We start from the raw sequence: 23,778 nt of genomic DNA, 5'->3' as shown, positions 1-23,778 counted from the left end.
GTCAAAATACGTGGTTAATATGTTTATGCCATACGTGACACAATTTCATTCGCTGCACGTTCACCAGATTCAAGCGCGCCTTCCATTCCTGAAGACCATTGGGCGGTATGCTCTCCAGCGAAATGTAATCGACCAGCGGGTTTAGCCATGGTTTCGCTATAGCGGCTGATTTGACCAGGTTGCCAAACAGCAAACGAGCCTTTTGACATAGGTTGCTGCTGCCAAGAATTTACTTTTACAAATCTCACTGAGCCTTTTGCTTCAGGGAGTGCTTTGTAGAATTCTTTTTGAATAAGTGTACTCGCCTCAGAAATAGACATTTTATCTAGCGCTTCCACTGTTTTGCCGTTTATCCAAACAGTCAAATTAGTGATACGCCCTGTCTGGCTAGGATCAGTTGCCATGATCCTTTCAATAATTGAATCAGACCACACATTTGGTAACACGCCTGAGCCTTCCCAAAATGGTTTTTCAACTTCAAAATACGCTTGATAGACTTGGCTATAAACTAACTTATTGATTGCTTCTGTTTGCAGTGCAGACAAGCTAGGCTGAATGGAAACATCGCGTAATGTGGAAAATGGCATTGCACTAATCACATAACTTGCTTGGTGCTTCGAACCATCAGCACAAGTCACTGTGACTTTATCTTTGCTTTGCACAATTGAAGTAACCACTTTATTCATTAGTATTGGGGCTTTGATGGATTTTGCCATCGCCTCAGGTAAACGTTGATTGCCCTGGTCAACCATCCATACACCACCAGGCGTTTGAATAGATTGATACAACAAAGCGTTAGTTCGATGCTGGAATAATAAAGATGTATCTTGTAGCGTCCGCCCGTAGTTATTACTTACCCCCATCATATCGATTGCTTGCGCGGAGAAACCTTTTTCGCTCAAAAGGTCAGCAACGGGTATATCTAAGTTAAAATTAGATTTTTGAAGCCAATCATCAGGGGAACTCAATGGTGGTTTACCTAACACACTTAACAAGGCATGTTCAGGGGGTAAATGTCGAAACTCTTTGGGAAAAGGATTTAACTTTGAGGTTGCCCAGTCTGCAGGCATTACTTTTTGGTTTTGCGTATAGAATGTTTGACGAATAGGCTCATCGCCTAACATGAAATCAACTTGATTCATTTTAACGCCAAGACGCTTAGCCGTGTAAAGAGTGCGACCATAGTTTGAACCTATTGTTTGGCCACCCGCTTCAGGTTTACCCTGTACGTCATCCATAGTGAATAACCGCCCACCGATTCTATCTCGCCCTTCTAATACAGTAACAGACAAGCCAGCACGCTCTAGTAATTCAGCAGCATTCAAGCCAGATAATCCAGCTCCAATAATTAATACATCAGTTTTTCCATTACCCCACGCTAACGGCGGAAGCATTGCCGCTCCTACTAAGGTCGCGCCGGATTGGAGGAATCGTCTGCGGTTCAATTTCATATTAAAATTCCTTTACATGCGTGCCGTGTATTTATTAGGTGTTTTTTCCTACACTATTGTCTCGAGAGTATCCTAGGGATTGGGGTTGATCATTGACATATGTCAATACGAAAAGAAAAAGGCTTAATAGAAGTTTTGAGCAGGTTTAAGATAGTTTTCTATCCTGAATTGGGGCGCGTCCTTGCCCAATTTCAGAGTTGGATATAGTTAACATTCAGCCAATTCACTTACCGCTGGCAAATTTAAAATTTGTAAATGATTTAACTTTGGAAATGCAACTAATCCATCAGATTTTAGCTTAGCTAAGCAACGACTTACGGTTTCAATGGTTAACCCTAAATAGTCCGCCATATCTTGGCGCGACATGTATAGCTCAACGCGATCTGCACGTGCGCCGGGTAATCGTTCTAATAATTGCATAAACAAGAAACATAGGCGTTCAAGGGCTTTTTTCTGGCCTAAAACATACAGTTGCTCCATTACTCGTGAAAATATGGCCGATTTAATTTGCTCCATATTTTGCTTTAAGTGACCAACCTCTTCGCTCAACGTGTTTAAACGTTTACGACTGAATTTGTAGAATTCAACTTTAGTTAAACAGCGCACCGCACAATCGTAATTAGGTGAATGAGTCAGGCCAATGAAATCGCCAGGGAATAAAAACCCGATGATTTGGCGTCTCCCGTTAGTGAAAATACGCTCAATTGCTACAGAGCCTGAAATGACATTGTAGACAAAATCTGCAGGGGTATCTTGGCGAAACAAGTACTCGCCTTCTTCGCACTTAGATTGCTCAGCATAGTTCTCTAAACGATCCAACTCATGGGGTGTCATATCGTGAAATAACAAGCAATCGTTAAACACCGTATTCGAATAAGTAGGATGTATGTGTTTGGGTATAAATATTGTTGACATAACATTATTCCTTTTTAACAAAAGAATTACATAAATTTTTATTAGTAGCAAGTACTTAGCGTGTATTTTAACATCGATATAATCAAAGCAAACAGCATACCAAAATCTCTGTTTTTGATATTTATCAATATTTTTCAAACACTTATTAATAGCTTTTAGCGCATAAAATGTACAAATGATATAACATTAGTATCAAAATAAGTGAAAATGATTCATTCTGGTGCAGTGATTTTGCTATTTAGAAAGCCCATTTTGGTTAAATGATCGCCACGAAATGTGAATATAAATGGGCGATGAGGATTATTTTAACCAGAAATTGATCATTTTGATCAGCAGATGACAATCAGTTTATTTGCTGGTCATTAATAAATGGTTTTACATTCTGATTGTTCACAGATGTGAATTTACCAACCAAAGTGATTTTTCTGGTTATGCAAACCCTATAGTTTGACATTTGTCATTGTCGATTTTGATAGAACAAGCAACACTATGAATGTTTCATTTCAACCTCGTTTTTAGACACAAATGAAAAGGTAAATTAGCTTATACAACAAGATAAGTACTTTAGTTAGGTAGCAGCAGATGTTTGCACCACATTCTCACTATTTAAATTCGAAAGATGATCAGCAGCCAACAATTTGCTTCTGCTCAAATGAAATCTAAAAGATAACTTAACATTGCGCAGCTTTGATACAAGGGTGATTAAAAGCGGTGCAAAAATTTAAAGTGACAAAGGAGTCGCTCATGAGTACCGTTGAATTCACCACTGCAAACAAAGTCATTTGTAAAATTGGCGCTGTTGAACAAATTTCTGCTCATTGTCGTTCACTGGGTATTAGTCGTCCGCTAATTGTGACGGATCCAGGATTAATTAAAGCGGGACTAATTGAAAGCATAACCACTCCCTTAAATAAAGCGGGTATCACTGCGGTCATTTATAGTGACATACAAGCTGATCCACCGGAATCTTTAGTTTTATCAGCCGCAGATTTTGCAAAACAATTAGAAGTTGATGGCGTTATCGGTTTTGGCGGAGGTAGTAGCCTAGATGTAGCTAAGTTGATCGCAGTGTTGGTGAAAAGCGAGCAAACGTTAAGCGACATGTACGGCATTGATAAAATTACTGGGAAGCGACTTCCGTTAATATTATTGCCAACAACCGCGGGAACGGGATCTGAAGTCACCCCCATTTCAATTATCACCACGGGAGCAACAACTAAGTCAGGCGTTGTGTCTCCCACTTTGTTACCAGATATCGCAATATTGGACGCCACGCTTACCGTGGGTTTACCACCGGCGATTACCGCAGCGACTGGTATTGATGCCATGGTGCATGCCATAGAAGCTTTTACTGGCAAAATTAAGAAAAATACCTACTCAGATATGTTAGCCAAAGAAGCGCTAAGGCTGATGTCGCAAAATTTATTAGAAGTGGTTAAAAATGGCAACAACTTGGAAGCTCGTTCTGACATGCTATTAGGGGCCTTAATGGCAGGGCAAGCCTTTGCCAACTCGCCTGTTGGAGCTGTGCATGCACTAGCCTACCCGTTAGGTGGCAATTACCATATTCCCCACGGTTTGAGTAACTCCTTAGTGTTACCCCATGTTTTGCGGTTTAACGCACCCGATGCAACCGATTTATACGCACAACTACTGCCAAGTGTCAGCGGCGGCCACAAACATGAAACCGGATCCCAAGGTTGTAACCAGTTTATCGATTTTATCGACAATTTAATTACAGATGTCGAATTACCCAAAAACCTGAGAACGTTAAATGTTCCTCAAGAAGATTTAGGTAAGTTGGCAGACGAAGCAATGCAACAACAAAGGTTATTAATAAATAATCCTCGCGAAGTAACTCGCGAACATGCCCTCGGTATATATGAACTCGCTTACTAACAGATAAAGTTGAAACAGCATTCATACACAACGAGATTTTATTGAAACGTGATAGTAAAGAGTTAACAAATGGCTAATCCAATACTTAGAGAAAAATTAGAAAAAGGCGAATTCGTATTTGCCCCCGGAATTCAAGATATGATCACTGCAGTGGTTGCTAACAAGGTTGGATTTGATGTTGTATATGGTACTGGGTATTGGTTAACAGCATCCGCTTATGGCATACCCGATGCGGGTATTGTTACATATACACAAATGGTTGATCGCATGCGAACCTTAGTACAAACCAGTAATTCAGCGGTAATCGCCGATGCAGACACAGGCTATGGTGGTTTACTCAATGTGCATCACACCGTGCGCGGGTATGAAGAAGCGGGAATTACTGCTATCCAAATCGAGGACCAAGAATTTCCGAAGAAATGTGGTCACACGCCAAATCGGAAAGTGATTCCAGTTGAGGATATGATTGAAAAGATAAAAGTCGCTGTTGATGCGCGTACCGATAAAAATATGTTAATAATAGCGCGCACCGATTCTCGTCAGGCGGAAGGATTGGATGCCGCAATTGCAAGAGCTCAAGCATATTATGAAGCGGGTGCTGATATATTATTCGTGGAAGCGTTAGAATCTAAAGATGAAATGCGTAAAGCGTGTAAAGAAGTAAAAGGACCAATGTTTGCCAATATGTCTAATGGTGGCTCTACTCCAATGTTAACCGTGGAAGAAATGAAAGAAATAGGTTATGCCATCGCAATTGCGCCTTCGTTGACGAGTTTAGCGGCCGCTAACGCTGCAGAAAAAGCACTTATTGCAATGAAACAGCAAGGTAGTCCGCAACCAGAGGGCGTACCTATTAATGACTTTGGTGAGTTCTGTTCATTGATCGGCTTTGAAGATGTTTGGGCTTTCGAAAAGAAGTGGGCAAAATAATAATTTAAAGAAAGAGTAATCACATGACTATTAGCGAAAATATCGATCAAAATTATGCAAACGTTTATAACAATAAAGTTGGCTACGGCAAGAAACCAGCGTTAGTACTGATAGACTTTGTTGAAGCCTATTATGATAAATCCTGTGAGTTATATGCAGATGTTGAAGATGCGCTAGCATCTGCTCAGCGTGTACTGGAAGCTGCAAGAAAAGCGGGGATTCTAGTGATTTATACCAATGTGGTGTATCACCCTTCAGGTGTCAACGGTGGCACATTCTTCAAGAAGGCGAAACCTTTACGCTATTTAACGGAAGGTTCGCCAATGGGTGCTTGGGCTGGAACATTAAAACCCAGCGAAGACGAATTAGTGATATCTAAACAATATCCAAGTGCATTTTTTGGCACATCTTTGAGCTCTACGTTAACAGCCTATGGCGTTGATAGTGTGATATTAACCGGCTTGACAACCAGTGGTTGTGTTCGCGCAAGTTGCGTTGATGCCTGCTCTAATGGTTTTATCCCAATTATTGTAGAAGAAGCTTGTGGCGATCGTCATGAAGCTCCACATAAAGCAAACTTATTCGACATGAATGCCAAATATGGTGACGTTGTTACTGAAGCGGATGTCATAACTTACTTGCAATCATTGAATGCCTAAACCCATTGCCAATAAAAAAGTCAATCAACAACAGTTGATTGACTTTTTCTATTTAGAGCGTCATATCAGCGATCGATAATCCCATCTAATTTTGTAAATATAACCAACTATGTTGCTTCTGTGTTTGCTGTTCAAAAGCCTTAATATCCGCTTCATACTGCAGTGTTAAACCAATACTGTCTAAACCGTTAAGCAACATTTCTTTGCTACCAGTTTCTATATCAAACTCAAAGTGAAGCCCCTTCTTGCTGCTCACTTTCTGTTCCTGTAGGTCTATTTCAATTTTCAACTTTTGAGGATCTTGCATTATTTCATCAGATAGTTGCATCACTGCTTCATTACTAAGTACTACCGGAAGAATGCCGTTTCGCATACAGTTCTGATAAAAAATAGCACCAAAACTTGGTGCTATTATGGCGCGAATACCATATTCGGCCAATGCCCAAACGGCATGCTCTCGTGATGAGCCACAGCCAAAATTGTTTCCTGTCAGTAAAATAGTAGTATTGGCGTATTCCGCTTTATTTAATATGAAATCAGGATTAAGTTCACGAGAGTCAGACATGACATAACGAGAAGAAGCGAATAACCCTTCACCTAGGCCTTTTTTAGACACACGCCGCATTTCTCGGCTGGGAATAATCGCATCAGTGTCGATATTGATTCGCAACAACGGGGCTGCAATACCACAATGGGTAGTAAAAGCTTTCATTAATTAGTCCTCATCATAGTGCGGGGGTCAGTAATACAACCATTTAAAGCACTGGCAGCTACGGTTTCTGGGCTGGCTAAATGAGTACGAGTCTCTGGGCCTTGGCGAGATTCAAAATTACGGTTACTTGTGGACAATACTCTTTGTTGCTTACCAAAGTGCTCTCCACCAGCGTAAAAACACATTGAACATCCACTTTCTCGCCATTCAAAACCCGCATCCAAGAAAACCTGATGCAAACCTTCACGCTCTGCCGCCGCTTTGACTTGTTGAGAACCAGGGACACAAATTGCTTTTACATGAGAAGCCACTTTTCGCCCCTTAAGAATAGCTGCGGCTTTGCGTAAATCTTCGATTCTAGAATTAGTACAGGAACCGATAAATGCACAGTCTATCTTTAGATCAAGTAGTTTATCGCCTGGCTGCAAGGCTTGATAAGCTAAGGCCCGTGTGGCGGCAGTGCGGGCATCTTCTGAAGCCAATGATTCCAATTCAGGAACAGTTTGGCTAATTCCACAAGCGTGTTGAGGGCTAGTTCCCCAAGTGATAGTGGGTTCAATCTCAGCCACATCAATCTTAATTTCAGTGTCAAACAAAGCATCATCATCGGTGACTAAGCTGTGCCAATACTCAACTGCTTGGTGCCATTGTTCACCTTTGGGAACGTAAGGACGACCTTCAAGATATTCGATAGTTTTTTGATCGGGCGCGACTAAGCCTGTAAACGCAGCAAACTCTACCGCCATATTACATAGGGTCATACGCGCTTCAATTGACAAGGCTTCAACTGTCGGCCCAGCAAATTCGATAGCATGTCCAGCGCCCCCGTGAGCACCAAACTTACTGATTAAGTGCAAAATCATATCTTTAGCAGTCACGCAGGAATTTAGCTCTCCCTCAAACCACACTCGCATCAATTTAGGTTTATTAATACGTAACGTTTGAGTAGCCATGGCATGTTCGGCTTCAGAAGACCCGATCCCCCACGCAGCAGCGCCTAAAGCGCCTTGTGTACAAGTATGACTATCAGGACAAACTAACGTTAGTCCAGGTTGCACAATACCAAGTTCAGGACTAATGACATGGGCGATACCTTGTTGCTCGTCACCAATATCAAACAGAGTAATGCCTGCAGCTTTGGCTTCTTTGCGGGTAGCTTGAATGAAGTCTTTCCCTGAGGGCATTACGGTATCATCACCACGACCAGGAAAGGTATCGACGATATGATCCATGGTACAAAATACTTGTTCAGGATGACGAACCTTACGCCCAGCTTCTGCCAGACTTTGTAAAGCAATAGAGCCCGTTCTCTCGTGTAAAAAAACCCGATCTATATAAATTAAGTAGGTGCCATCGGGTAAAGATTTTACTTGATGCGCATCCCATATCTTCTGGAAAAGTGTCTTGGACATGCTTAACTCTTGTTTCAAGGATAAGGAGGGTCTGCTTGACCCTTTCTATTTATTGTTGTGATTGCCAGCTTTGATAAATTTCGGAGGCGCTGGCACTCCAAACCCCTTCTTGACTGCTTATGTATTCAAGAACTTTTTCGAAACAGGCAATTCGATGGGGCTGACCAAGCATCCAAGGATGAATGTTCAAAGCTAACATGCGACCGCCTTGCGTTTCCGCTTCACTCAATAAGAGGTCACAAGCATCTTCAATTTGCTCTGCGTAGCTATCTTCACTGTGCAAATTATTTTGTAGAATAAAAAAATCATCCAGTTCGTTGGATAAAGGCATACTGGTGATAAGGCCGGAATCGGTTTTAAAGGAATAAGGCAAATCATCATTAACCCAATCGCACATATATTCGATACCTTGTTGCTGTAATAGCTTCGGGGTATTTGCGGATTGCAGACGGCCAGGACTCAACCAACCTTTAATCGGTTGCTCGAAACGTTCACTCAAAATTTGTACACTATTGGCAATCCACCTTGCTTCATCCTCTGCGGACACTTCTCCATGATGTAACATGTCCATTTGCCAACCGTGGGCAATCACTTCGTTACCTCTGTCTTTGATGACATCCATTAAATAAGGTGCACGTTCAACCATGGCTCCATTAATCGCGATAGTTGGTTGAATATTGAATTTATCTAATGCTTTAAAAAGTCTGAATATGCCAACCCGATTGCCGTAATCACGCAAACTAAAGTGGCGCAAATCAGGGTAAGGCATTTTCATGCCACCGGGCACAGGAACAGGATTTGTACGCTGATTTAAAGGGAAAAACTGCACATTCACATTTACCCATAGCGCTAGCTTTTTATTATTTGGCCAAACAATAGGGTTGCGATCAGATAGCATTGACCAGTCATATAGATCATGGTCCATTCCGTATTGGCGTTTGGGATATTGAAGATAAGAATCATCTAAACTCACGATTATTTTCCTCCTTGCTTGGCAGCTATGTCGGCAACACTATCGTCGTAGCAATGTTGCATGTAGTAGCTGGCTATTTCTCGTCCAGTCGCCACCCAAACATCACTATGTCCAGTGATGTATTCCAATGCTTCTTCGTAGGCTTTTAACCGGTGTGGACAACTCACCTGATAATTATGAGTTGGAATGCACATGATAGTCCCGCTCTCTTCGCCTTCTTGATACAAACGATCAAAATTCGCTTTTAACATTTTACCGTATTGGCGAGGGGTCACTTTATTAGTGACATAAGCAATGGTGTCATTCATTTCTAACGAATAGGGAATGGAAACAAACTTTTTACCAGAACGAGTATGAATCGGTGTGGGTTGATCATCGTGGAACAAGTCACAAGTATAAAAACCAGCCTCGTCACCAAATAGCTCGGTGCCAACTTCTGCGAACAAATCAATAGTGTGATCACTGTGAGATAGTGCAGGCGCTAAATATCCAGCGCATTTCTGTCCGGTATGCTTATAAATCGTTTCAATGGAGTCACGGATCATTTCTCTTTCCTGATCAACGCTCATTCCGTAGGTATAACGAGTGTTATAAATACCATGGCTGAAAAACTCCCAATCACGCTCCTTACATAAACTAATAATTTCTGGATGGTGATCACACAAAGCGGTAGAAAGTGAAATTGAACCACGAATACCGTATTTGTCGAGAAGTTGCATTTGACGCATATGGCCCACGCGATTACCGTAATCGCGAATACCATAGCCCGCAATGGCAGGGTAAGGTTGTGGCCAAGCTTTCCGGGATGGATTAGCTGGGGCATCTAGCTCATAGAACTCAATATTCGGTGCGACCCAAAACGCGACTTTAGCACCGTTGGGCCAAGTTATTTTTGGGCGTTTGTCATATGGCCAATAATCATAGTATCCAGGATCTGTTAACATTAAAAATCTCCTTTTACTCTTTTCCTAACCAATCAAACACTTCTTGTACGGCCAGCACATCAGCATATTTCAATGACAGATCGGTCAGGTTGGCAAAGTGGTAACTTTCGTGTTTATCAGCAACACATTCAATCGGCACAATAGTGCGGTAGCCACGGGACAAACTATCAACTGCAGCGGCCCTAATACAGCCAGAAGTCGAACCACCAGTCAGTATGACGGTGTCGACTTGATGCCAAACACATAAACTCTGTAATTGAGTTTCAAAAAATGGAGAGGGCATTTTTTTGCAATAAAACACATCTTTTTTGCGGTCTAGTTGCAAACGGTCATCAAGCTCTGAACGCTCACTATCAAATTTGATATTTTGTAAACTATCAGGCGTATCTGTGCGCGTTCCCCAGATTCCAGCATCTTCTCCAGAGTCCATATACGCCACGTTCGTCCAGACGACTGGCCAATCTAGAGCTCTAAATTTTTCAGCTAGAGTATTAACATACTCGAGCTGTCGCGGGTCAGTTTCATAGGCAGTTTTAAATAAGTCAGTTCTTGTATATGCTTTTTGCAAATCAATATTGACCAAAATAGCTTTTTTACCGAAGCCAAAACGTTTACGGGCAGGATTTGCCTGAACTTCAGCGAAAATCTGTCGGGCTGTTTTATCAGATAATTCCATTGTCACTCCTATATGCAACACAAAACAATATTTACAATCGGGCTACTTACATTACTTTTTAGACCCCTTCAAAAGATATATTAGCATATCTTTTATACATGACCATCAATACTTTTAATCCACCGCTAAGTATATAATTTACAAGTTTTTTGCGGTTTTAATTTAGTCGACTGTTATTTCTTTTAGAAATCAAACAGGAAAAAAAAGGGCGAAAACGCCCTTCAAAACAACCATATTTCGGAGTAGGTTGAAAACTTATACAGTCTAAATTAGTTAGCTGGAATTGCTTTCACAATATTTAGACTAATCAATTCAGCGATTTGTTTATCGTTATAACCCGCTTCCTGCAGAACACGTATAGTATCTTCACCTTCCTTTGGTAAATCATGATGCAAAGTAGTTCGTTTACCATCTAACTCGATGGGTAAAGATGGTAAATTGGCGATCCCCTGCGGCGTCGTAACAGGTAATAGACCACCACTGTTAAGCTGCGGATCTTCAAACAAATCAGATGGAGTGTTTATTGGCGCAAAAGGTATGCCCGCTCGCTCTAATCGGTCCATCATAGTTTGCTTGTCTAACTCACTAAAAATGGCTTCTATGACTGGGATGATTCTGTCTCGTTGAGTGACCCTATCATTATTTTTGTCTAAGCTGCTATCAGCTAAAAATTCGTTTAACTCGAACTCTTTGCAGAAGTGTTTCCATAAAGTATCGCTAACAACTCCTACAAAAACACGCTCATCATTTTTGCAATTAAAAATCTGATAAACAGACCATGCACTTCGACGCACTGACATTGGCGGAGGTGCTTCACCTAATACAACCTCTTGGGCCATATGCTGGCCAACGAGATAGGCTGTAGTTTCAAATAATGAACTTGTAACATGACGACCTTTTGCAGTTATTTGACGTTCGTGTAAAGCAGACAAAATACCTATCACGCCAAACATTCCACCAGTAATATCAATAACAGATGAGCCAGCACGCATAGGACGATCAGGAAGACCGGTCATGTATGCTAACCCTCCCATCATTTGCGTCACTTCATCTAAGGCAGTACGATTTTCATAAGGGCCGGTTAAAAACCCTTTTAAAGAACAATAAATAAGTCCTGGGTTTAGCTGGCTCATAGCTTCATATCCGAAACCAAGCTTTTCCATTGCTCCTGGCCTAAAATTTTCAATCAACACATCAGCTTCACGTATTAAGTTCAACGCAACTTCTTTACCTTCGGCTGATTTCAAATCGATACACACGCTACGTTTATTGCGGTTATACATTGGAAAATAACCGGCACCAGAACCTTTAAGTCGACGAGTTTTATCACCTTCTAAAGGTTCTATTTTTGTCACCACAGCACCTAAATCAGCGAGAACAACACCAGTAGTCGGCCCCATAACCATATGTGTAAACTCAACAACTTTGAGATCTGCAAGTGGATATGAACTTCCTGATGACATAAATATTAATCCTATAAAAAAGGGGCAGACAAAATGAGCTATTGAGCATATGTTATAGCTTTATACCTTTTATATCAAGCGTTTCTAACCTCTACATAAAAATAATGAAGAGTGCTAATGAGTTAAGAGTTAAAAATCTCAATATTTTAAAGGTGATTTTCTTATTGAAGTAAAAACAATATGAAAACTATGAAGCCAATTATTGTGTTATTTTAAAGAGGCGTAATAAGCTGCAAGCGCTTTGATATCATTGTCACTCAACGGCTTAGCCATTGCTGCCATCGTCGGTTCTTTACGATCACCATTGCGAAATGCTTTAAGCTGCTTTTCTAGATAAGCTGATTTTTGTCCGGCCAAATTAGGCCAGATAGGGCTAAGACTTATGCCAGCGCTGCCATGACAACTGGCGCATATCATAGATTTCGTTTTACCCACCGAAATTAACTTGTCATCGGCTAAAGTCTGCGTGACAAAAACCATGCTGGATATCGCAATCAAAACGTTACGTATTTTGACCATTTTCACATTTACCTATATCAAAAAATCAGGAAGTCGTTATCAATTCGTGTTTGAACAATGGATAACCCTATTTATTCATGAGGTAAAGTGAAGGATGTAACAACAAAATAACCTCAGAGCGTGATTTAAATATACGTTTTATAACGAGGTGATACATTGACTAAAGTCAAAACTCAGTAAGGCACTTTATTTGCTGAAAAGTGACACGTGAATTGATTGGGGTATTGTCTGCGGGAAGCATACAAAATTTTTATGATGCAGCAATTTGAATGGATTTTGACAAAATGCGATATTTTGGTTTTGTCATGACAGAAAATTCTAAGTGCACGCAAGATTGCTGCATTTGCAGCGCTGATTTATCGCTTTTTGGCTAGTAATTTCTCTACTACCATTGCACCAATCGCCATCGAAGCGGTCAATCCAGGAGACTCTATACCGTAGAGATTAATTAGACCCGCAATACCATGTTCAGATTCAGTTTGAATCATAAAATCTTTAGCTTCTTCTCCTTTTGCATGGAGCTTAGGACGAATTCCTGCGTAAGAAGGTTCTAACGAATCGTCTTTAAGATTGGGCCAATATTTTCTAATCTGATGATAAAACGCATCTGCTCGGGAAGGATCCACTGAGTAATCCAATTCATTGACCCATTCAACATCAGGACCGAAACGGACTGAGTTACCTAAATCTAATGTGGAATGCACCCCCAACCCGGCACTTTCAGGAATAGGATAAATTAGATGGCTAAATGGCGCTTTACCAGACAGCGCGTAATAGTTACCTTTTGCATAATGAATTTGAGGTACGCTGTTTTGAGGCAGGCCGTGAAAACGTTTAGCAATGTGCTGGGCGTGTAATCCTGCGCAATTGATTAGATACTTAGTGTTAACTTTTATGTTTTGGGTGCCACCGATATCCAGTAGAAATGCACTTTTAGTACAATCGACTGAGCGCAATTCAGCACCAAGCGCTACTGCGCCGCCAGCACTTTCCAAATCACCTTGTAAATTTAGCATTAACCCATGACTGTCTATAATGCCCGTAGAGGGCGAAAACAAAGCACCGTAGCAAGCAAGTTCTGGTTCCAATGTTAAGACTTTTTGTTTGCTGTAAAATTCGAGATCTAATACGCTATTGGCGACTGCGTTATTTTTAATTTCGGTTAACTTTTGCAGCTGGGATTCGGAAGTAGCGACAATCAGTTTTCCGCATCGCTTATGGTTAATATTACGCTCATCACAATAAGCATAGAGCATTTTATTACCTTGCACACAAAGGCGAGCTTTAAGAGAATTAGGCGGATAATAAATACCGCCGTGAATCACTTCACTATTTCGGGAGCTAATGCCTGTACCAATCTGAGATTGGCTTTCTATGACAATCGTTTCTACACCTTTTTGAGCCATTTGGCGCGCAACCGCTAAACCAACCACGCCAGCGCCAACAACAATGCACTCAACAGACTCAATCAATTAATTATTCCTATATCGTTAAGAAAAGACAGCATAGAGTATAAATCTTAGAGCGTTTCATCTGCTACCGCCTTAAAACACCAGATGAAAACGCTTTCAAACCTTAAACTGCATGAATCGTTATAACTTATCGCGTTTTTTTTCAAATGAGTAGCAAGTAAATCTAGTTTTTCCTCTTGAGACCCTTTAGTGTTAGTAAGTCTAACTTTAATAACAAAGTTAGCTTAAAAACAAAAAATAATAATAAAAATATAAAACCCTACGGAAAAAAAGTTCATGAATACTGAAAAATTAACCAAATATTTAGACAAAAACGGCATTCTTGATGCCACGGAAATCATTCATAATCCATCCTATGAGTTTCTGTTTGAAGAAGAGACGAAAAGCGATTTAGTTGGTTATGAAAAAGGTATTGAAACAGAACTCGGTGCAGTGTCAGTAGACACGGGAATATTTACCGGTCGCTCGCCCAAGGATAAATACATTGTTCGTGATGACACCACCAAAGACACGGTATGGTGGTCTGATCAAGGTACAAACGACAACAAACCTATTAGTTCTGATGTGTGGAGCGATTTAAAACAAACAGTTACTCAACAATTAAGTAGTAAACGTCTATTTGTTGTTGATACTTTTTGCGGTGCAAATGCAGATACTCGTTTGAAAGTGCGGTTTGTCACCGAAGTAGCTTGGCAAGCACACTTTGTGAAAAATATGTTTATCCGTCCAACTGAACAAGAACTCGAAGATTTTGAGCCTGACTTTCTTGTTTTGAACGGTTCTAAAACCGTCAATAAAAAGTGGCAGGAACACGGCTTAAATTCAGAAAATTTTGTGGCCTTCAATCTTACTGAAAAAATCCAAGTCATCGGTGGTACCTGGTACGGCGGCGAAATGAAAAAAGGGATGTTCTCAATGATGAACTACTTTTTGCCCCTAAAAGGAATCGCTTCCATGCATTGCAGCGCCAATGTCGGTAAAGATGACGATGTGGCAATTTTCTTCGGTTTATCTGGAACGGGAAAAACCACGCTTTCTACCGATCCACACAGAAAACTCATTGGCGATGATGAGCATGGCTGGGATGACAACGGTATCTTCAACTTTGAAGGTGGTTGCTACGCAAAAACCATCAACCTAAGCAAAGAACAAGAGCCTGAGATCTATGCTGCAATTCGTCGCAATGCTTTATTAGAAAATGTGACTGTAGACGCTAGTGGCAAAATTGATTTTGACGATAATTCAAAAACCGAAAACACCCGTGTATCTTATCCAATCGATCATATAGAAAACATTGTTCAGCCCATCTCCAAAGCCGGACATGCGACCAAAGTAATTTTCTTAACTGCAGATGCATTCGGTGTGCTTCCTCCCGTTGCTAAATTAACACCACAGCAAGCTGAGTATTATTTCTTATCTGGATTTACGGCCAAATTGGCGGGCACCGAGCGAGGAATTACCGAACCCACGCCAACGTTTTCAAGTTGTTTCGGGGCTGCATTTCTAAGCTTACACCCAACTAAGTATGCAGCCGTACTGCGTAAACGCATGCATGCCGTTGGTGCAGAAGCTTACTTGGTAAATACAGGTTGGAATGGCACAGGCAAACGTATTTCGATTAAAGCCACACGTGCAATTATTGATGCCATCTTAGACGGTTCGATTAATCAGGCGGAAATGGACCAATTGCCTATTTTCAACTTGTCGATACCTAAACATTTACATGATGTTGAAGACAACATATTAGATCCTCGTGATACATATGAACAAGCCGAACAATGGACTGAAAAAGCCACTAATCTAGCCACTTTATTCACTCAGAATTTCGTGAAGTTCACTGACAATGACGAAGGCAAAGAAATTTCAAACTCTGGACCTAAGTTATAGCCTATTAATTTTACTCCGGCAGTTTAAGTTGAACTGCCGATGCTGAAATGAACAAAGCGAGCATTGCTAACAAAAGCAGTAACTTGAGTGGATCAAGTTGCTGCTTTGTTTTAACTGGATTAGGTGACGCTCGCAGAATAATGAAAGGCGAAGTTTATAGCTTATTAATCACCGACAGACGCTCAATAAGCTTAGGCTCGAATACTCTTTGAATATCGTTATCAGACTCTTTATAAACGTATTTGAGTACCCATTGTGCCGCCATTCGGCCCATTTCTAATACAGGGTTATCAATGGTAGTTAACTTGGGAAACATATGCTTTGCAAATAACACATCGTCAAAACCAATTACCGACAAATCTTCCGGTAAAGTTAAGCCATGCTCTCTGGCACAACTCATCGCCCCCGACGCCATTTCATCATTAGAGCAGGCTAACGCGCTAAAATTTTCACCTGAATTAAGTAGATAATTCATGCCAGCGATACCACCAGTTTCTAAATAGTCACCCACATAATGAAGCTTTTCATTAAAGGCAACACCATACTCTTGCAACGCGCGTTTATGACCGATTAAGCGCTGATTAGTATCATCTTTATAGGTAGGCCCGCTTATATATGCGATGTCTCTATGACCATGTTCCAATAACGTCTTAGCCGCCATATAACCGCCCGCTTGGTTATTCACGATGAAACACTGCTGTTGCATGCTATCGACCACGCGATTCATTACCAGAATGGGAAGTTTGTTGTTATTTAACGCTATTAAATATTCATCAGAAATGGCTTCTGAGTGAACGATTAATGCGTCACATTGGCGACTAATTAAAAAATCTATTCCGTCTTTCTCTTCGGCTTCTTCGTCATGTCCAGCTGAAATGATGACGTGCTTGCCCGCCGCTCTCAACTCAGTTTCAACACCACTCATCATTTGCCCAAAAAAAGAGCTATGCAGGTTAGACACTAAAAGACCAATGCTATTTGCTTTGTTAGTCGCGAGGGAACGTGCAAAGTTATTGGGCACATAACCGAGCTCTTTCATTGCATTCATGACTTTATCGCTCGTGCTTTGCCGAACTTTTACATTACCATTCATGACTCTAGAAACTGTTGCCAGAGACACGCCTGCATGTTTCGCCACTTCGTAAATCGTTGCCATAAATTTTGCTATTTTTTGCCCAAAAACTAGAGGATAGCTAGCCTACTATACAATCGTCACCTTGTAATGGTTATTTGCTTGGCATGTCAAAACATCCGATGTGTATTGCAAAGGTAAATATAAAAGGGATAGCGCCTTACCTCTCGCCCTAAGCCACAGCTCTTTGTCCCTTAAGTTCTAAGGTGATTTGTTGCTGTTGTTTGTCGCTAATAGGATAAAACAACATCAAAATTGCTGCAGCGACGCCAAAAATAGCAGGTATCCAACTCATCAATAATTTAATGCCAGGTAAGGTATCTGCAACAGTGCTGGGATCCATACCGTCGTACCCATAGCTAGACAACACAACCAATACTAATGCACCAGCAAAACCTCCCCCGGTTTTTTGCACAAAAGTGCCAGCGGAATAGACTAAACCTGTCGCTCTTCGTCCATTTTTCCATTCAGAATAATCGGCGGAATCCCCTAACATTGAAAAGAATAGTGTGGGAAAAATGGCCGCAAAAAACTCCGCTGCGCAGCCCAACACAAAGACTAAGGTAACATTCCCCTCTGGAATCCAATAAAAGCAGGCAGTAAAACCGCTACCAAACAACAAGGAACCAATAAACAGTAGTCTGCGACCAAAAACCCGAGTTAAGTAAGACGTACTTAGCGCACCAAAAATAGAGACCACCAGCAAGGCCACAAAAAACTGGCCAGTCATTAATTCATCACCAATAACATACTTAAAGTAATAGGCAATCACGCCATATTTAATGCCGTTGAACATCATAGTTAAGAAACCCATGCCCAATAGAATTAGCCAGGGTTTGTTGGTTATTAGATCGATCATATCCTGTTGAGTCGAGCTTATTTGCGATCTCGGTTTAGCCAAGAAGCGGTTGATTAAAAGCCAAGTCCCTCCTATGACAACAATAAATATGATCCCTGTGGTTAAATTTCGATAATAGAAAAATAACGTCATACTCATTAGGGGTACTAAAATAAACGGCAGATTTTTGGTTAGATCCGATAATTCAGCTTTCAATCCAGAACGGGTATTCATAACCGGTTTCACACGTTCTTTAGTCGATAAGAAAGTAAAGACCATAAGGGCAACTAATAATCCGGCAAACAGATACATAGTCGATTGGTAGCCTTGTACATCATTACCCTGACCAAATAAGTCAACAAAATAGGGTAGAAAGCCCATCACTAACAAACCACCTAGAAATGCCCCGGCGAATCGATAGGCAGATAAACTGGTGCGTTCAACATCGCATTCGGTCATTACCCCCATTAACGCTGAGTAAGGTACATTATTGAGGGTATAGCACAGAGTTAACCCGATATAGGTCACATAAGCATAAATTAATTTGTTACTCGCGGACCATTCTGGAGTGGTGAAACATAGCACCATAAACAGACCCAGTAAGGGCGTAGAGAATAAAATCCATGGTCTGAACTTGCCCCATCGGGTATCTGTTCGATCAGCAATCATGCCCATGATGATATCGGTTACACCATCGGACAATCTTACCACTAGGAACAACAGAGCTGCCGCAGCAGCGGTCAATCCAAATGTATCGGTATAAAATACTGCCAAATACGCAAGGGCTCCTCGCCATACTAAATTGGCTGCCGCATCCCCCATGGCATAACCAACTTTCTCGATTATCGGCAACCTGCTTACTTGGCTTTGCATAATTTACGACCTACTGGTGATGAGTTGCTTGTATGCCCGTCCACTATCTTTAATAATGCGATTCTGAGTGAGATAGTCTACATAAACAATACCGAAGCGCTTTTCGTAACCTTTCGCCCATTCGAAGTTATCCATTAAACTCCAGGCAAAATAGCCGGCAATATCAACTCCTTGCTGGGCAGCATAATCAACAGCATTAAGGTGGGACTGAAAATAATCGATTCTATCTTGATCATGCACCTTGCCTTGTTTAATTTCATCTTGCATAGCTGCTCCATTTTCAGTGATGTAAATAGGTGGCAGTGTATAACGCTGATGGAGTGATAGTAATAAATCAGATAGTGCTTCGGGATAGATTTCCCATCCCATATCAGTAGTTAAAACATTGTTGGGTTGCAACTCTTGAAACCAACCTTTGCCATCACAACGGTATTTTAAACGGGTATAAAAGTTAACTCCTAAAAAGTCTAACCTTTGACTAATTAAGTCCATATCACCCGGTAAAATATCGGGGCGATTTTGTGGTTCAATGAGTTCAACCACATCTGGATATAAACCTTCCATTACAGGACGCATGTACCACTGGTTAATATAGTCATCGGCTATTTTAGTGGCTTTTATATCCTTATCAGCCTGAGTCTCGGGATAACAAGGAGTAAAATTAAGTACAATACCGGCCAAAGCCTGAGGACAATTTCTACGTAAAGTACGTATTCCTAGACCATGGGCTAACAACAGGTGATGTGCGGATTTTCGGCCGTTGCCTTGGCCCGTTTTACCCGGTGCATGCTCGCCGCTTTCGTAACCTAAATAAGCTGAGCAAAACGGTTCATTTAAGGTAGCGTAAGCATAAACTCGATCACCCAAAGCTTTTGAGACTAAATTCACATAATTTTCAAAATGGAAAGCGGTTTCACGATTTAACCAGCCCCCGAGTTCTTCTAGGTGCTGGGGTAAATCCCAATGATATAAAGTGACAAAGGGTTTAATATTTCGCTTAAGCAACTCGTCTACCAAGTCAATGTAAAACTGTATACCTTTTTGGTTTAATGTCCCATCTTTCTTGATCACCCGTGGCCAAGAGATAGAAAATCGATAGGCATCCACGCCTAAAGAGTCAATCAACTCTACATCTTCTCGCCAAAACTTAACATGCTCACAGGCCACCAGCCCATTTGAACCATCGGAAATTTTCCCTGGTGTGGCACAAAAAGTGTCCCAAATAGACGCTAATCGGTTATCCGCATCCCCTTCAATTTGGAATGAAGATGTAGCAACACCGAACACGAAGTCTCGGTTCAATAATTTTGATGAAGATGGTAAAGATAGGTTGTTCATGATTGATAATTACTAATTCGGTTAATGGTTAATCGGTTTCTTTTTGGCGTTTTGATACTGCTAAATCGCGAAAAATATCATTAAAACCCATAAAATGAAAGCGCTTTCATTTAGAGGTTAGTTGGAACAGTATCAAAAAGCAATGATTAAGGTTAAAAAAATGTAAATGCCTGCTTCAAAAAGTCCTAAACTTCTAATTTAGCTAGTATTATTGCCTAGTCGTCATGATGGTTTCGGTTGTCGACAATACTCTTGAATAAAGTCTTGATGAGTCGGTAAATGGGATACGCCTTTGGCTATTGATTGTTCCAATGAAGATAGGAACTTTTCTAACTCGTTCACAGGCATTCCCTGAACACTAGGGTGATATTGTTTAGGTTGAATTCCCTGGCCAAGCATAACTTGGGTCCAAGAATCCACTCTAAATAATTCACCATCGGCTTGAAATGCATGGGCGTGATCAGCGAACAGCCTGATTCTATGGGCTAAACTATCAGGTACTTCCATGTTTTTGCAATGTCGCCAAAACTCACTGTCTTGGCGTTGGGTAACATGATAATGCAACACAATAAAGTCGCGGATTTTTTCGATTTCATCAGTGGCTTGTTGATTATATTCATTGATTACTGAGTCGGATATTTCACCACAGGGGAAAAGCCTCAGTAAGCGAATAATTCCCATCATTATTAAATGGATGCTTGTTGATTCAAGGGGCTCAACAAAACCACTCGCTAAACCAAGAGCCACACAATTTTTGTTCCAATGTTTACGTCGTCGACCAGTTCGATATTTGATCACTCTTGGTTGCGTAATCGCTTCCCCTTGGATATTTGCCAAAAGATGATTTTTTGCCTGTTCGTCACTCATAAACTTACTGCAATAAACTATTCCATTCCCCACCCTGTGCTGTAAGGGGATCCGCCATTGCCAGCCACTTTGATGGGCAATTGATCGAGTAATAGGAGAGATTTCCCCCATTGATTCAGTTTGTACTGCAATAGCACTGTCACAAGGCAACCAATGAGACCAATCTTCATATCCAGTATGCAATGCTTGCTCAATTAGTAGGCCTCGAAAACCTGTACAGTCAATGAACAAATCACCTTCAATTAGCTGTCCAGAATCCAGCTTTAAACTAGAAATAAAACCGTTTTTCGGGTTTTTATTTACTTCTGCAATTTTCCCTTCAAGCCGCTTAACCCCTCGAGATTCACTAAACTTACGTAAAAAGGCCGCATATTTACTTGAATCTAAATGGTATGCATAATTGATTGATAAGTTGTCTGATAACGCAAATTTGTTAGCCCTGGCGGCTTCCAATTCAAAGCAATACTTACCAAAGTCTTTAGCCACCCCCTGCTCTTTCCCATACAGCCAGAAGTGATGAAACGGCGCGATAAAACTCTCTTTACCTGTCATTCCAAAGGAATGGATGTAGCTATCGCCTTGCTTACCCCAATTATCAAACTGTATACCTAGTTTAAAGGTAGCTGACGTTTCCCGCATAAACTGAGATTCATCTATGCCCAAGAGTTTATTAAACACGCGCATGGGTGGAATGGTGGCTTCTCCGACACCGACGGTACCAATTTCATCCGACTCCACCAAGGTCACATTTATCACCGAGGACATCTGTTTAGCCAATGCAGCTGCCGCTATCCATCCAGCTGTGCCACCTCCCGCGATGACGACATTATTGATTTTTCTATTCACGTTTAAGGTCCATTTATCTGTTTAGTTTGTTAATTAACATGCTGCGAAGCTGGCGAGACATTATTTCATTCATTGGCCCTAGGAACCCTTGTGCTTCGGGGGGTAAGTGCTCAGTAGGCTGTTCACCTTCACCAAAAATATAGTAATCAAATACGTGCTTCCAACCGGCTTTCTCATGAGCCGGTTTATCGCGAAGACTTAACATGGCGTGATACAGTACATTCATTGCGGCCCCCATGTATTTTTCAGCATCACTCCACCAATAATTCACTAAGATATTATATGGGCTTAATGCTTCAACTTGGTGCCACCACATACTTGGAATATAAATAGCATCGCCAGGTTCTAATTCCGCTACTTGTCCGTGGGCTAAGGCTTCTTTGATTTTTGGATATTTTTCAAAATCAGGATTGTGCAAGTCCACCATGGTAATAACTGGACCTCCTGGTGTAGGCGCTAGCGGACCAGGATATAAATTAGCAATTTGATCTGGTGGAAAAGTGATAAAACGGCGCTTTCCTGAAACTACGCACGCAATGTTATCGGAGGCATCATAATGACATCTGGCAATAGACTTATTACCTATCCAGATACTCGCCACTGGTGGTTCGGTAGCAACCTGTTTTTTAGCCACTGGTATGTGTAAGTTGTTTTCCTGAGTCAATCCAGGAAAGTTTGTATCGATAACATTTGATGCGATGTAATAACTAGGTGGTTGCGGCTCATAAAGGTGCTGGATTATGAGTTCAAGAACCTCATCAACTTTTGCCTTTTTAGACTCATAATTTAGCTTAGTCGCATTTTCGTTGTACGCGTATTTGCCTTCTATTTCGGGCGCACCAAAATACGCGAATACGGGTTTTCCATTATAGAATGATTTTAAATAATCAACGCTTTTTTGCGCGGATTCCAAGCCAATTTCAACTAATTCCCAGTGCTTAACCAAACCTTTAAGCACAACAGGATGGGAATACTGATGGATATCCGTAGGTATTTTCCCTGGTTGGCAATCGGTTATGATTTCAGTTTGTTGTTTTATACTTAACATGTTTATTCTGAACTCGACTGGTAAGACGAATAATGCACTGATTAAGTTAGCAGGGCATTTTTGCGCTCTACCAACTTTCTAATATTAGTAACAGAAGCGATTGCTGCGTATGCAAACTGCAGGTAACCCAATTGATTGAGTTCAAAAAGCTGTTCGGCTGACAAGGCTCTTAATTTCTCTTCATTAATAGTGAAATTACCAGTTAATTTGCACTTCTCTCCGTTGATTAAATCAAATTCGATATTAACCGGCTCTATCAAATCGCATGCTTGGAAGCAGTCAAACATCTTATCTTGGATTGCCATGCCTTCATGAATGGCCTGTAGGCGTGTGGCCACATGATTCAAATAGGGACTGTTGCCACCATGTTCGAGAAACAAGGGCTGTCCTTTTTCATTGGACACTTTGGGATGCTGCATATCAATATGAATAACCGGTGAGGGATCTGAAAGGGGATCCTGTTGCTGAAAGCCAATAAGAAAAGGCCCACGCTCCATCATCGCGGGTATGTAATCAGCATGCCAACCTAAAGGGCTCAGATTGTTTAAGAAAAGGTTTTCGTCTTTTTGCAAACCCAGTATTGCAACACATTGATATTTAATAGTTTGTTTGTCTAATTGAAAGAATATCGGATACTCTTTTTGCAACTCCACAAATTCGGGTGGGAAAACCAATACACTGGCTACATCATCGGCAAACTCTTTAGCGTAATGGGCTAGCACCCTCACATTTTTATGATGCACATTATTTAAAAGCACGTGTTTCGCCATTGTCTTCCCTCGACCTACAATTACTCATTTGTTAACTCAAACCAACAATTTAAAAATGAAATTATTCATATTTAATAAAGCTAAGTGTGCAAAACCAGTGTGCAACATCTTCAAATTCTATTCAAATATAGTCGCGTGGTTGCGCTCTTCGACA

General features: G+C 41.0%; 20 protein-coding genes. 4 read left to right on the top strand and 16 right to left on the bottom strand.

What is annotated here, in order from left to right:
* Nucleotides 1–23: 23 nt before the first annotated feature.
* Complete coding sequence (locus Q4574_RS07135; RefSeq protein WP_303473008.1) at nt 24–1,451, bottom strand: NAD(P)/FAD-dependent oxidoreductase; 1,428 nt, start codon at nt 1,449–1,451, stop codon at nt 24–26.
* Between the two features lie 207 nt (nt 1,452–1,658).
* Nucleotides 1,659–2,366 (bottom strand): Crp/Fnr family transcriptional regulator, encoded by a 708-nt coding sequence (locus tag Q4574_RS07130; protein WP_303473005.1) that lies wholly within the window; start codon nt 2,364–2,366, stop codon nt 1,659–1,661.
* Between the two features lie 744 nt (nt 2,367–3,110).
* Here Q4574_RS07130 and Q4574_RS07125 point away from each other — a divergent pair.
* The 3 genes from Q4574_RS07125 to Q4574_RS07115 all read left to right on the top strand — a co-directional run bounded on the left by Q4574_RS07125 (nt 3,111) and on the right by Q4574_RS07115 (nt 5,854).
* Entirely contained in the window at nt 3,111–4,265 is a 1,155-nt protein-coding gene (locus Q4574_RS07125) for an iron-containing alcohol dehydrogenase (RefSeq protein WP_303473003.1), read from the top strand.
* A 69-nt stretch (nt 4,266–4,334) separates the two neighbouring features.
* Entirely contained in the window at nt 4,335–5,195 is an 861-nt protein-coding gene (locus tag Q4574_RS07120) for an oxaloacetate decarboxylase (RefSeq protein WP_303473002.1), read from the top strand.
* A gap of 23 nt (nt 5,196–5,218) precedes the next feature.
* Nucleotides 5,219–5,854 (top strand): isochorismatase family protein, encoded by a 636-nt coding sequence (locus tag Q4574_RS07115; protein ID WP_303473000.1) that lies wholly within the window; start codon nt 5,219–5,221, stop codon nt 5,852–5,854.
* 85 nt (nt 5,855–5,939) lie between these two features.
* On the opposite strand, the gene leuD is transcribed toward Q4574_RS07115, so the two are convergent.
* The 8 genes from leuD to Q4574_RS07075 form a co-directional block, all read right to left on the bottom strand.
* A complete protein-coding gene (leuD, locus tag Q4574_RS07110) occupies nt 5,940–6,566 on the bottom strand; it encodes a 3-isopropylmalate dehydratase small subunit (protein WP_303472998.1) in 627 nt (208 codons plus the stop codon).
* Entirely contained in the window at nt 6,566–7,978 is a 1,413-nt protein-coding gene (leuC, locus tag Q4574_RS07105; RefSeq protein ID WP_303472996.1) for a 3-isopropylmalate dehydratase large subunit, read from the bottom strand. Before leuC ends, leuD begins: the two co-directional genes overlap by 1 nt.
* A gap of 49 nt (nt 7,979–8,027) precedes the next feature.
* Nucleotides 8,028–8,951 carry a polysaccharide deacetylase family protein gene (locus Q4574_RS07100; protein WP_303472994.1) on the bottom strand — a complete coding sequence of 308 codons (924 nt, stop codon included), beginning with the start codon at nt 8,949–8,951 and terminating at the stop codon, nt 8,028–8,030.
* A gap of 2 nt (nt 8,952–8,953) precedes the next feature.
* A complete protein-coding gene (locus tag Q4574_RS07095; RefSeq protein ID WP_303472991.1) occupies nt 8,954–9,895 on the bottom strand; it encodes a polysaccharide deacetylase family protein in 942 nt (313 codons plus the stop codon).
* A 13-nt stretch (nt 9,896–9,908) separates the two neighbouring features.
* Nucleotides 9,909–10,571 (bottom strand): isochorismatase family protein, encoded by a 663-nt coding sequence (locus Q4574_RS07090; protein WP_303472989.1) that lies wholly within the window; start codon nt 10,569–10,571, stop codon nt 9,909–9,911.
* Nucleotides 10,572–10,840: 269 nt separating this feature from the next.
* Entirely contained in the window at nt 10,841–12,034 is a 1,194-nt protein-coding gene (locus tag Q4574_RS07085; protein ID WP_303472987.1) for a CaiB/BaiF CoA-transferase family protein, read from the bottom strand.
* Between the two features lie 207 nt (nt 12,035–12,241).
* Entirely contained in the window at nt 12,242–12,553 is a 312-nt protein-coding gene (locus tag Q4574_RS07080; protein WP_303472985.1) for a cytochrome c, read from the bottom strand.
* 356 nt (nt 12,554–12,909) lie between these two features.
* Entirely contained in the window at nt 12,910–14,025 is a 1,116-nt protein-coding gene (locus tag Q4574_RS07075) for an NAD(P)/FAD-dependent oxidoreductase (protein WP_303472983.1), read from the bottom strand.
* Between the two features lie 276 nt (nt 14,026–14,301).
* Between Q4574_RS07075 and pckA the strand changes: the two genes are divergently transcribed.
* Nucleotides 14,302–15,912, top strand: a complete 1,611-nt coding sequence (pckA, locus tag Q4574_RS07070; RefSeq protein ID WP_303472982.1) for a phosphoenolpyruvate carboxykinase (ATP) — start codon at nt 14,302–14,304, stop codon at nt 15,910–15,912.
* A 154-nt stretch (nt 15,913–16,066) separates the two neighbouring features.
* Here pckA and Q4574_RS07065 read toward each other — a convergent pair whose 3' ends face one another.
* The 6 genes from Q4574_RS07065 to Q4574_RS07040 form a co-directional block, all read right to left on the bottom strand.
* Entirely contained in the window at nt 16,067–17,068 is a 1,002-nt protein-coding gene (locus tag Q4574_RS07065) for a LacI family DNA-binding transcriptional regulator (RefSeq protein ID WP_303472980.1), read from the bottom strand.
* A 148-nt stretch (nt 17,069–17,216) separates the two neighbouring features.
* Entirely contained in the window at nt 17,217–18,755 is a 1,539-nt protein-coding gene (locus Q4574_RS07060) for an MFS transporter (protein ID WP_303472977.1), read from the bottom strand.
* Between the two features lie 3 nt (nt 18,756–18,758).
* Nucleotides 18,759–20,093, bottom strand: a complete 1,335-nt coding sequence (locus tag Q4574_RS07055) for a GH1 family beta-glucosidase (protein WP_303472976.1) — start codon at nt 20,091–20,093, stop codon at nt 18,759–18,761.
* A 222-nt stretch (nt 20,094–20,315) separates the two neighbouring features.
* Nucleotides 20,316–21,806, bottom strand: coding sequence for a tryptophan halogenase family protein (locus Q4574_RS07050; protein WP_303472974.1), 1,491 nt, complete (start codon nt 21,804–21,806; stop codon nt 20,316–20,318).
* Between the two features lie 13 nt (nt 21,807–21,819).
* Nucleotides 21,820–22,854 carry a cupin-like domain-containing protein gene (locus Q4574_RS07045; protein ID WP_303472971.1) on the bottom strand — a complete coding sequence of 345 codons (1,035 nt, stop codon included), beginning with the start codon at nt 22,852–22,854 and terminating at the stop codon, nt 21,820–21,822.
* Nucleotides 22,855–22,895: 41 nt separating this feature from the next.
* Complete coding sequence (locus Q4574_RS07040; RefSeq protein WP_303472969.1) at nt 22,896–23,624, bottom strand: SapC family protein; 729 nt, start codon at nt 23,622–23,624, stop codon at nt 22,896–22,898.
* Nucleotides 23,625–23,778 lie beyond the last annotated feature (154 nt).

The organism is Aliiglaciecola sp. 3_MG-2023, from assembly GCF_030548205.1.
GTDB lineage: Bacteria > Pseudomonadota > Gammaproteobacteria > Enterobacterales > Alteromonadaceae > Aliiglaciecola.
Note: the sequence above shows the minus strand (reverse complement) of the source record. Positions and strands in the feature narration are given on the sequence as shown.